The sequence below is a fragment of the Nostoc sp. genome, assembly GCF_035638895.1.
GTDB lineage: Bacteria > Cyanobacteriota > Cyanobacteriia > Cyanobacteriales > Nostocaceae > Nostoc.
In genome coordinates, this window is record NZ_DASQZC010000384.1 from 1 (window position 1) to 10931 (window position 10931).

The window sequence follows — 10931 nt, forward strand, 5'->3', positions numbered from 1 at the left end:
ATTTTAATTGCCCGTGGAGAATTAGCCTTAGACACTAATATTGAAAGTGATTGTCAGCCGTTGCATAGCTTAGTAGAAACTATTCTCCATGTATGTCCCCAAGTTCATGCTATGCGAGATGCTACACGCGGTGGTTTAGCGACAGTCTTAAATGAATTTGCCCTCAGTTCAAATGTGGGAATTCGCCTTTACGAAGAATCTATTCCAGTGCGGGAAGAAGTTAACGGAGTTTGCGAAATACTCGGTTTAGACCCATTGTATTTAGCTAATGAAGGTAAGTTAGTTGTAGTGGTTCCAAAAAAGAATGCTGAAAACGTTTTATCAGCTATGAAATCACACCCAGCAGGCAAAGATGCTTGTATTATTGGCGAAGTTATTCCTTCACCCCCAGGTATTGTATTGTTAAAAACAGTTTTTGGTGCTGAAAGAATTGTTGATATGTTGGTAGGCGACCAATTACCACGAATTTGTTAATAAATTTTATAGTATGCACGAACTTGGAATTACCCAAAATATTGTGGCAATTGTAACTGAACACGCCAAGGGTGCAAAAGTGCAGCGAGTTTTATTAGAAATCGGCAAACTTTCAGCCATAATGCCCGAGGCTATACGATTTTGTTTTGATATTTGCACTCAAGGTACAGTTTTAGAAGGGGCGACGTTAGAAATTTTGGAAATTCCTGGCTTAGGGCGATGTCGCCAATGTGGTGCAGAAGTTTATTTAGATAAACCATTTGGAATTTGTAATTGTGGTAGCGTGCAATTAGATTTAATTACTGGTGAAGAACTTAAAATTAAAGAAATAGAAATCGAGGAATTATGTGTGTAACTTGTGGTTGTTCTGATGATGGCAAATTCAAAATTACAAATCTGGAAACAGATGAAGCTGAACATAATCATACTCACACTTTACCAGATGGAAGTGTCATCACTCATTCCCACAATCAGGACACTCATATAGAAGCGCCTCAAATTCATGCCAAAATACACAATACAACGATATCTTTAGAGCAGGATATATTAGCAAAAAATAATTTAATCGCTGCCCAAAATCGGGGATGGTTTAAAGGTCGAAATATTCTCGCCTTAAATTTAATGAGTTCTCCCGGTGCAGGGAAAACAACTCTTTTGACACAAACCATCAATGATTTAAAGCATCAATTATCTATCAGTGTCATTGAAGGCGACCAAGAAACTGCTAACGATGCCAAAAAAATTAAAGAAACAGGTTCTAAAGTCATCCAAATCAATACCGGAACAGGTTGTCATTTAGATGCATCAATGATCGACAGAGGTTTACAACAACTGAATCCGCCATTGAATTCAGTTGTGATGATTGAAAATGTCGGAAATTTGGTTTGTCCAGCTTTATTTGATTTGGGAGAAAATGCAAAAGTCGTGATTCTCTCCGTTACAGAGGGAGAAGATAAGCCGCTAAAATATCCGCACATGTTCCGTGCTAGTGATATCATGATTCTCACGAAAATTGATTTGCTACCTTATGTAGATTTTGATGTCCAAAAATGCATCGAATATGCTATACAGGTGAATCCCCAGATTCAGATTTTTCAGGTTTCCACAACTATTGGCGTAGGGTTAGATAATTGGTATAAATGGCTAGCTGAAAAGGTCGCAGACTTATTAATACCATTTCCTGTGTAACTGCTAAAGCGATCACACGTATCCGCAACCGTCACGATAAAATTGGTAAAGCATTGCGCCGTGGACATCACTACCTGCGCGAAACATCCTTTTGTAACTCCCCTTCTGCATTCCCGGACAAGGCGAATTAGTTGATAGTATTTCAGTAAAAATACTATGGGCATTATACATATTATTTTTGTAGATTTATTTTGAGCATTGTTACAAATAAACTTAAATTATCAATTGGTTATGTTTTCTCTGATTTTCACTTTTTTTAAATGGTTATTTTCGTTATGGGAAAAACTGCCTGATAGCCTTAAAAAAGAAATTATTGAGTTGATAGTTAAAGAGTTTACAGAAGTATTTCGTAATTACTACAGGTATTGGCGCAAGAACAAAAATATTTAGTCAATATAATTTGAATAACATGGAAAATCATTTAGAAGACTCTACTATTCAAAATAATTTAGAAAATCTCAACTTTGAAGATTTTTTACAAGCAGATACAAAAATTAAAAATAACTCTGAAGACATTAATATATCTACAATACAATCCTCCATTACTGCTGCTACTCAACTAACTATTGCACCTCTTGCAGCTACATTATTCGGGCTTGATGCTACACAAAGTAAAAATGAAAAGTTTAGCAAGGAAGTTTCGGAATATGCAACCTCAAAAGAAGTCATTTCTTCTTTAAGTAAAGAAATTGGTGAACCAAATGAAACCGAGGCAGAAGAAGACTTTATAGAAAGAGCAAGCAACGTGCTTAGAAAGATTTTAAAGGAAAAATTTAAAATTTAGTTAGCCTCTTAAACCTCCTTATTACGGTACTTATCCAGCCTTAAATACCTATTTATCTGACATATAAAGTAAACACATACTATATTGTAACTCTTTTAAAATTGCAACACCCTGCACTTTAGGAGTACAGGGTGTAAGACAGCTATATTTTGTGTGATTCCCAGTTTCTATTTACCTCAAAGCCAATCTCGATAAGCTGAGATTTCATTTACGCTGATTTCAAATGGCATCCCCTTGCCAAATGGCGGATAAACGCGGATTTTCCCATTGCTAGCAAACCGCTCTAACCTATTACCCAACTGGGCAATATTGCTGACTATATGCCAGTAAGATACTAAGTCAGGGCAGTCAACAATTAATGTTAAAATACTAGCATTTGTTGTGAGATACCACTGACAATTAGACAACAGGACTCGCGTAATGCGATCGCAGGCTAGATAAAAGCATCTACCTGTAGACTGTTCTAGCTCCATTTGCAGCATTCCATCCTCTTTTGTTACCTCAGATGGAGGTAAATCATCGGGAGGAAGCAGATATAGTTTAGAAGACATAATTTCGCACCTCTTGGTTATAGCGCGTCAAACTATCCAGGTTTTTTTGCATATCCGAAGACGAGGGTTTGAGTGCTAACGTACCTAAATTTAATTCGTCTTGAAATTTCTTGATTTTGTCTCGACAAGTCTCCACATCACCAATAATTGAATTCTCAATCAAATAATCTTCGTCGAAACAAATGTTTGTGCGATCGAATGGTTTTTGGTTGGGATTCGCACTATTCTGTAATACTTCAGCCGAATTAGCTGTCATTTTCTTGCTAAATTGGCGGATGAAAGGTAGTGCCTCACTCACTGCCTCATCAAATGTTTTGCCAACATAAAAAAAGCGTGCCAGCACGAAATTTTCCGCACCACTAGAATTTAAGGCTCGATATTTAGCAACAGTATCCTTCAATCTCTGTAGGGAGAATGGCGGCCCACCCATCAAGCTGAAGGAATGTTTAGCAGCAAACTCGATACCATCATCGCCGCCAGTGGCAACATACAATGGTATTTGACTCTGCAATGGTTTTGGGTAAATTGTTAAGCGATCGCATTGATAATACTTGCCATTAAATGATACATCAGTTTCATATAAAAGCTTGTGAATCAGTGCGATCGCCTCTAGCGTCTTAGGGCGTGCTTCACTTGGGAGTGTCGCAAAATGCTTGTTTTGTTGGGGAAAGGGGCCGCCTTTGGCAACTCCAAATAATAATCGTCCATTGCACAGGTTATCCAAGGTGGCGATATCTTCCGCTACCCGAATCGGGTTATGGAATGGCAGTAACACCGCCGCAGTGCCTAATTGAATAGTTGAAGTTAGCCCTGCCAAATGTGCCATTAACAGCAACATGGAGGGGCTGAGATTGGATTCACTAAAATGATGCTCACTCACCCAGGCTTCTTCAAAACCTAAACTTTCTGCCTGTTTTATCAGCGCGACTTGCTCAAAGATGGCACGACGAGCATCTTGGTGATGATTATCGTAATTGCAGAAAATTCCAGTTTTCATTACTTGCGTTAATACTTTGTGCTGGCTATTCTAGTGGTCGATAGGTTCGTAGTAAGCACTTTAGTGCTTAAATATTTGAGGACTAAAGTTTTTACTACAAACACCTTTACTCCTCTCCATTAATGCGATCAAAGACTAATTTGCAACCCACTGTAACTCCAACCATAGACGTGGGTTATTGTGTTTGATGTTCGACATCGGGTCGCGCAATAATCGTTTGGCATTCATGCGGACTACCTGTACTAAACCCATGTTGTCTGCTACTTCTCTGAGTATTTCTTTGTGGGCTTGCACACAGGAAATCATTTCGGCAGAGCAATAAATTCCTATATATTGCAAGCGTCTAGCAGGTCGTCCCCAAAAACAGGTGATGACTTTCACATAACACCCGTCTAGTAATTCCCCAACTTTTGGGTAGTAGTCATTGAGGACTCTTGTGAATTCTTTGGCTAAGATATCTTCAGCAATCATTGGAACTGATATTTCTGTAGCGTCCATCACGCTATTTAATATAACATAATTTTACCAATTAAACATGACAAAATAGCCTATTAGGCTTAAATAAAATATTAAATATTACAAGAAAAAGAGGCATACATTGTTTAGTATCACCTCAGATTTGCGTAAAGCATCTTTATATTTAAATATCAAACCGCAACGCCAGAGTTATTAGTCATTAGTTATTAGTCTAAGAGAAATCACGCCCAGCTAAGGGCTTTCTCAGGGCATCGTCAGGGATGTGGCTTTAATTAGCCTGATATCATCAAAGTATTGGTTTCAATATCCCTAGGGCGAATTAATAGAGAATCTAACTCATCAGTCCAAATCAATTTTGATTTTAGTGCGTTGAAACGCACTTTAGCTATGAGCAATCAATTTATTGCCGGGCGGGAAAGCAACACCAAACAAAGATTTTATCGGCACGGATATTTGCAAAGGTAAGATGCACCCAAATACTCTAATCTCGAAAATTATGAATTCAAATAAAATGCATTTAAATAGCATATCTTAATATTGAATTCTAAATTTTGTCTTTTTAATTATTATCGAGCATTGCGTTCACAAACTAAGACTTCTGCTATAATATCCGGCACATTTCCAAAGTCCGTAAATCCTTCATAACCACGGATTGGTGATAGAAATGTGTAGTTTGGATCACACACTCCATTGTCATATACTTGAAGAAACCATCGATCGGGAAATCCTTCTACACCTAATTCTACAGTGTACCAACTCTCGCCAATCAGACGAGAGTTGAAGATTGTAAACCACTCCCGATTCTCTTCTGAAATATTCCAATCTGCCATCAGCAGTTCTAAAGCTATTTGTCCTGCATCCGTTGAAGTCAACAGCATTTTTACTCCTTATTTGCGGCTTCGGTGTTTGCAACTTCAGGATTGGAAACTTCTGGGTATAAACCCAGTTCTTTAGCTAGCTCACGCGCTACAAAAAATAAAAACTTAGCACCATCTTGATTGCCTTCATGGGCAAACATAGTCGCTACTTGTAGCATTGTTTCTACAAATCCAGAATCAATCAATTCTGGCTTACTTTCCAAAACTTCTGGTTCTTGACCATTAGGACATTTGAGTAGCTCATCAATCAGATTGAAATACAGTTTTTGGCGTTCTTCTGACATAGTAAGCTTCCTGATTTTAGTGAGTTAAGTGTGAATTGGTTACTGTTCGATACTTTGCTGCCACAGCCTTTCCAACATTTCAACTTGTTCTTTTAAAACAGCAGCACGATGAACAAGATATCTGTCGTAAAAAAGAATCCCTAACCCAACACAAATAGGGGTTAGCAAGAAGAACCATTGTAGGATCGTGGCAAATTTATATTGTTCAGCAACAGTCAGCATTTGATGAATCACATTACGGTCAGAGGATTTGATGCTAGTCTGAGGGGAATGTGTACCCTCTGTCCGGGGAGCCAAGGTAGGAGCATTCCTACTAGTCTTGTTAACTTCGCAGGCTAAATTCTGGGATTTTACTAACTCCAAATGTCGTTCCCAAACTATGCCAAATACTACTACTCCTGGGGAAAGCACTACTAAGGTAACTACGCAAACTGTGAGAAGATTTAAAAGTTTGGCTTTCATCTCGGCTCTCCCTTGCTAGGTAGTATGCACTCAGCAAGAAAATATCTTTTGCTGTTTATTTTAAGTAGCTATATATTTCTACTTTTCAAACAGGTTCGATATTAAAATATGTGTAAACGGTAGTTTTACAATCGTTAGTTGTCAGTCATTTTTATAATTACTACTGACTACTGACCACTGAAAAGTTACTAAGCTTTTCACAAAACGTAGGATTAATCAGTCAGAAATAACGCACTCAGATTCAGAGAATGTGATTTCATCCTCTTATCAAAAGAGAGATTAAGAAGTCCCCCCTAGTTCACTAAGCTTTCGCTCAGGAATGTTGGGGGGTAGAGGGGAATCTCTGCGTAAATCCTATACGATTTATATCAGCCGCTCTCCACAAAACAGTTTACCCTAGCCCCGTTAAGATTATTAAATTCATTAGAATAGTACTCAAAGCCTGTAATTCCTGCCCAATAAGTCTTACAAAAATTAATTGGGGTATGGGTGCTAGTGTTTTTAGGACGGGGTTCTAGTGTTTACGAGGTGGGGTTCTGGTATTTCTGCACTCAACCTCAAAGCAGTGTAGGCAATGATTAAGGACTGTTTCTGATGCAAATTTGAGTAAACAAAAACTGCACTCAAAAGAAAATATCAATGTCTTTTGATAAAGATAGACTAATAAATTAGGAAAAACAATTAAATGTTGTGAAAGTAAATTAGATTTCTATAACATATAGAGGAGATTGAAAATAATGGTAAAAATTATGCATATATACAGAATTTATGCCCAATAAGCAATAGTCAGCAATTCCAAATGGTAAAATATAAGTATGGCAAGCTAGCCCTCTGCTAAAGTGAGAATCAATGGGAACATCTGATAAAGGTTCTTCCTAAACTTTCATATTTTGTGATTTAGTTAGAATACATAGTATATGCAGTCATTGACACTACACTACAAATTAAATACACAAAAGCTTATTGTTACAAGTAAATACTCTGTACTAAGATTTAGGATTTTAGGAGTTAAATAATGCGGATTGCTCAAGACATAACAGAACTGATTGGACGAACTCCTTTAGTTCAACTGAACAAGATTCCTCAAGCTGAAGGAGTAGTAGCAAGGATAGTTGTCAAATTAGAAGGGATGAACCCAGCAGCTTCGGTGAAAGACCGCATTGGCTTAAGTATGGTACTCTCAGCAGAAGCTGCTGGCTCAATTTCTCCTGGAAAGACGATTTTAGTTGAGCCTACCTCTGGTAATACAGGAATTGCTCTAGCGATGGTAGCAGCAGCGCGTGGCTACCGTTTGATTTTGACAATGCCAGAGACAATGAGCCAAGAACGACGGGCTATGCTTAGAGCTTATGGTGCAGCTTTGGAATTGACACCAGGCGTTGAGGGAATGCGGGGAGCTATTCGCAAAGCTGAAGAAATTGTGGCTAATACTCCTGATGCTTTTATGTTGCAACAGTTCCGCAACCCTGCTAATCCCAAAGTTCACCAAGAAACCACCGCCGAAGAAATTTGGGCAGATACAGACGGGGAAGTGGATATTGTCATTGCTGGGGTAGGTACTGGTGGGACGATTACTGGGGTTGCGGAAGTACTCAAACAGCGCAAACGGACTTTTCAAGCGATCGCAGTTGAACCCAGCAACAGCCCAGTTCTCTCCGGCGGTGAAGCCGGGCCACACAAAATTCAAGGTATTGGGGCCGGATTTATCCCTGATGTTCTCCGCCTAGAATTGGTTGATGAAGTAATTAGAGTCAGCGATGAACAAGCGATCGCTTATGGGCGACGTTTGGCAAAAGAAGAAGGTTTATTGTCTGGGATATCTTCTGGTGCAGCTTTGTGTGCTGCAATTCAAGTAGGTAAACGTCCAGAAAACGCCGGGCGTTTAATCGTGATGATTCAGCCTTCCTTTGGCGAACGTTACCTCAGCACACCCATGTTTCAAGACTTGTCCTTAGAAACTGCTGGCGTTCGTTAAAGACAGTTCTAGGGGCATACAGTTGTATGTCCCTACTTCATGCAAGTGAAAATTGCTGTAACTACTAAAGAATGTTATTTCAGCTTCTACACATCAGCAGCAACGTTTTAGCTAACTTCCTGGCAAACTGGAATGCGGATTTGAAACTCCGCTCCTTCGCCTGGTTGTGAGGTGCAAGAGAGTGAACCACCATGTTTTTCGGTAACGATTTGGTAACTGATCGACAAGCCCATACCTGTGCCTTTGCCCACAGGTTTTGTAGTGAAGAAAGGATCGAACAGACGTTGCCGAATGGATTCTGGTATACTTAGACCGTTGTCTGCAATCCGAATTTCAACTTGATGAGCATCAATTTGTTCAGTGTAAATAGTAATAGTTGGAGTTGTTATTTGTCCTTGATTGTCCGCTAATGACTCTTCTAAAGCATCGATCGCATTACTCAACACATTCATAAACACTTGATTTAGCTGCCCTGCATAGCATTCCACTTGGGGCAAATTGCCGTAATGTTTAATCAACTCGATACCGACACGATCTGACTTTGCTTTGAGGCGATGTTGCAGAATCATTAGAGTACTATCAATTCCCTCATGAATATTAACGGCTTTAATCTCGGCTTCGTCCATGCGTGAGAAGGTTCGCAGGGAAGCGACAATTTGCCGAATTCGGTCTGCCCCAACTCGCATAGAAGACAGTAGCTTGGGCAGGTCTTCCAGTAGGAAATTTAGATCGATCGCCTCCGCTTCTTCCTGAATCTCTGGGTGGGGAGATGGGTAATGTTTCTGATAAAGTTCCAGCAGTCCCAGCACATCTTGGGTGTAGGCATTGGCATGAGTTAGGTTGCCAAAGATAAAATTGACTGGATTGTTGATTTCGTGGGCAACGCCAGCCACTAGTTGCCCTAAGCTTGACATTTTCTCAGTCTGCACCAGATGAGCCTGAGTTTGTTGTAATTTATGGAAAGATTTTTCGAGTTGTTCCGCTTTTTCTCGCTCTCGCGTTTCGGATGCTTGCAAAGCTTCATTATTAGCTTCGAGTTCTTGTGATTTAGCTTCTAGTCGTTCCGAGTAAGCTTGTAGGTTGGTGTAGAGACGAGCGTTATCGATCGCAATCGAAATTTGTGCTATCAACAGACTCAGCACATTTACCCGTTCTGGGGTAAACGCACCAGAAATGAGATTATTTTCTAGATAAAGAATACCAGTAAACTTGCCAGAGTGAATCAATGGTAAACACAAAATGGACTTAGATTGGTAAGTGGTGATATAAGCATCAGCTGCAAAACGAGAGTCTTTAACAGCATCGCCTAAAACCAAATTGTTTCTGGTTCTTTCGACATAATTTAATAAGCCAACCGGGAGTAAAGGTGAATTAGTTTTATCTTCTGCGTTAACAACAACACTAACCTCCTTACCTACAACTATTCCCGTCGCTTCTAGCATCCATTTTTTCTTGTGTTTAGCAATAAAGTAACCTTGTTGAGCACCAGCATTTTCGATGACATTTTTCATCAATTTTTCGAGCAAGCGACTCAGCACCATTTCTTCTGACAAGACTTGTGAAGCTTTCATCACCGTAATTAAGTCAAGAATTTGACTGCCTCCGGTAGTCGTAGAGTGGGTTTGAATAGTTTGCAGATAATTCGTTTGTAGGTTTTCTGGATTTGATTGCACAATCAATTGAGGATAGCGTGCTTCTAAATCTTTGACTTTAGCGATCGCTCCCCAATTGCCATAGGCGTAGTAAGCATTTGTCATGTATGTTTGGGCGATCGCTTCTTTACCCCATGACAAATAGAATTTGGCAGCGAGTTCGTGGGCGAGGGCTTCTTCGTTGATGTATTCGTTTTGTTTGGCAAGTGCGATCGCGCGATCGTACATCTCGATCGCTTCGATTTTTTCATCTAAAACCCGATGCCTTTCTGCTTCTACCAAATAGAATTTATGTAAATGATTCATTGGGGCATGATGCGCCCATTTTTGCATTTTTTCTTGATTACTTTGTACTTTTTCAAGGATGGCGTTTTGCTCTGACTCTTGGCTATTGGGATACACCGCTAGCTGTACTAAAGAATCGTAAAAATGGAAGAGAGGAACAAGAGGCAATCCTAGCACTGCGTCTAAATACTTCTCTGCTAAACGAGTATTTTCAATCGCTTCAGAATAATTTTCAAACCAGTAATTAAGTAAAAGTTTGTTCCAATATATGTAGGCAATTGCCAATCTGTCGTTCGCTTGCTGGTGCAATGGCAACCTAATCTGCTCATCGCAGGCTTTACCCTTTAGACAGCAAGTGTTTTCACTCTTTTCGAGCAGATTTAAGACAGCCTGCCAATAGATTTCGTGATAATTAAGGGCTGTTTCTTGCTTGGTTTTATAAAGGGCATCTTTGTTGATTGCCATCTCTCTTTCAAGGACAGTCAACTCTTTGCCGCTAAAGTAAGCAAAATAGGAGGACAGCATTAGACCAAAAGCAGCATATTGTAAATCTCCTGTCTCCAGCCCAGTAGAGTAAGCCGATACCAAAGGTTCTAAGGTTTGTCTGAGATGCTCTTTCCAAGGTCGGATAAATATATTTACCATCACAACTGTCTTGGCTTTGATTTCTTGAGCATTGAACCTTGACAGCAAATTTAAAGCCAATTGACCGAACTGATAACCCGAATCAATATCTCCTACAACTCCGCAAAGTAGAAGACCATAATTTGCATAAGCAAACGCAGACACCGAAGCATTACCATATTGGACAGATAAATTTACTTGTTTGCACACCGTTAAGGGTACCAGTTGTGGAGCAGCAATGTATGCAGCCGCAAAGATGCTTGATAAAAGTCTCATGGCTGCTAATTTATAGCGATCGCT

The 10931-nt window shown here is 39.6% G+C and carries 12 protein-coding genes; 5 read left to right on the forward strand and 7 right to left on the reverse strand.

Annotated elements, in window-relative coordinates; all coding sequences use genetic code 11:
* The 4 genes from VE944_RS18960 to VE944_RS18975 all read left to right on the forward strand — a co-directional run.
* Positions 1–474 (forward strand): AIR synthase-related protein (locus tag VE944_RS18960; protein WP_324980202.1); only part of this gene is annotated, 474 nt, incomplete at its 5' end.
* A gap of 13 nt (positions 475–487) precedes the next feature.
* Positions 488–829 carry a hydrogenase maturation nickel metallochaperone HypA gene (gene hypA, locus VE944_RS18965; RefSeq protein WP_324980205.1) on the forward strand — a complete coding sequence of 114 codons (342 nt, stop codon included), beginning with the start codon at positions 488–490 and terminating at the stop codon, positions 827–829.
* Positions 820–1662 carry a hydrogenase nickel incorporation protein HypB gene (gene hypB, locus VE944_RS18970; RefSeq protein WP_324980208.1) on the forward strand — a complete coding sequence of 281 codons (843 nt, stop codon included), beginning with the start codon at positions 820–822 and terminating at the stop codon, positions 1660–1662. The genes hypA and hypB overlap by 10 nt, the downstream gene beginning before the upstream one ends.
* 409 nt (positions 1663–2071) lie before the next feature.
* Entirely contained in the window at positions 2072–2446 is a 375-nt protein-coding gene (locus VE944_RS18975) for a hypothetical protein (RefSeq protein ID WP_324980211.1), read from the forward strand.
* 176 nt (positions 2447–2622) lie between these two features.
* On the opposite strand, the gene VE944_RS18980 is transcribed toward VE944_RS18975, so the two are convergent.
* From VE944_RS18980 to VE944_RS19005, 6 genes are all read right to left on the reverse strand, one after another.
* Positions 2623–2997 carry a hypothetical protein gene (locus VE944_RS18980; RefSeq protein ID WP_324980214.1) on the reverse strand — a complete coding sequence of 125 codons (375 nt, stop codon included), beginning with the start codon at positions 2995–2997 and terminating at the stop codon, positions 2623–2625.
* Complete coding sequence (locus VE944_RS18985; protein WP_324980217.1) at positions 2987–3994, reverse strand: LLM class flavin-dependent oxidoreductase; 1008 nt, start codon at positions 3992–3994, stop codon at positions 2987–2989. The genes VE944_RS18980 and VE944_RS18985 overlap by 11 nt, the downstream gene beginning before the upstream one ends.
* 135 nt (positions 3995–4129) lie before the next feature.
* The gene (locus tag VE944_RS18990; protein ID WP_324980219.1) at positions 4130–4492 is read right to left on the reverse strand and encodes a hypothetical protein; all 363 of its coding nucleotides are present in this window, start codon (positions 4490–4492) and stop codon (positions 4130–4132) included.
* Between the two features lie 545 nt (positions 4493–5037).
* Entirely contained in the window at positions 5038–5349 is a 312-nt protein-coding gene (locus tag VE944_RS18995; protein WP_324980222.1) for a hypothetical protein, read from the reverse strand.
* A gap of 2 nt (positions 5350–5351) precedes the next feature.
* Entirely contained in the window at positions 5352–5633 is a 282-nt protein-coding gene (locus VE944_RS19000) for a hypothetical protein (RefSeq protein WP_324980225.1), read from the reverse strand.
* 39 nt (positions 5634–5672) lie between these two features.
* Positions 5673–6095 (reverse strand): hypothetical protein, encoded by a 423-nt coding sequence (locus VE944_RS19005; protein ID WP_324980228.1) that lies wholly within the window; start codon positions 6093–6095, stop codon positions 5673–5675.
* Positions 6096–7110: 1015 nt separating this feature from the next.
* On the opposite strand from VE944_RS19005, the gene cysK reads away from it, so the two are divergent.
* Positions 7111–8070 (forward strand): cysteine synthase A, encoded by a 960-nt coding sequence (cysK, locus tag VE944_RS19010; protein ID WP_324980231.1) that lies wholly within the window; start codon positions 7111–7113, stop codon positions 8068–8070.
* A gap of 107 nt (positions 8071–8177) precedes the next feature.
* Here cysK and VE944_RS19015 read toward each other — a convergent pair.
* On the reverse strand, positions 8178–10931 hold a 2754-nt coding region (locus VE944_RS19015; RefSeq protein ID WP_324980234.1), incomplete at its 5' end, for a trifunctional serine/threonine-protein kinase/ATP-binding protein/sensor histidine kinase.

Coding starts and splice junctions, on each gene's coding strand:
- hypA (WP_324980205.1), top strand. CDS start 488: ATGCACGAACTTGGAATTACCCAAAATATTGTGGCAATTGTAACTGAA.
- hypB (WP_324980208.1), top strand. CDS start 820: ATGTGTGTAACTTGTGGTTGTTCTGATGATGGCAAATTCAAAATTACA.
- VE944_RS18975 (WP_324980211.1), top strand. CDS start 2,072: ATGGAAAATCATTTAGAAGACTCTACTATTCAAAATAATTTAGAAAAT.
- VE944_RS18980 (WP_324980214.1), bottom strand. CDS start 2,997: ATGTCTTCTAAACTATATCTGCTTCCTCCCGATGATTTACCTCCATCT.
- VE944_RS18985 (WP_324980217.1), bottom strand. CDS start 3,994: ATGAAAACTGGAATTTTCTGCAATTACGATAATCATCACCAAGATGCT.
- VE944_RS18990 (WP_324980219.1), bottom strand. CDS start 4,492: ATGGACGCTACAGAAATATCAGTTCCAATGATTGCTGAAGATATCTTA.
- VE944_RS18995 (WP_324980222.1), bottom strand. CDS start 5,349: ATGCTGTTGACTTCAACGGATGCAGGACAAATAGCTTTAGAACTGCTG.
- VE944_RS19000 (WP_324980225.1), bottom strand. CDS start 5,633: ATGTCAGAAGAACGCCAAAAACTGTATTTCAATCTGATTGATGAGCTA.
- VE944_RS19005 (WP_324980228.1), bottom strand. CDS start 6,095: ATGAAAGCCAAACTTTTAAATCTTCTCACAGTTTGCGTAGTTACCTTA.
- cysK (WP_324980231.1), top strand. CDS start 7,111: ATGCGGATTGCTCAAGACATAACAGAACTGATTGGACGAACTCCTTTA.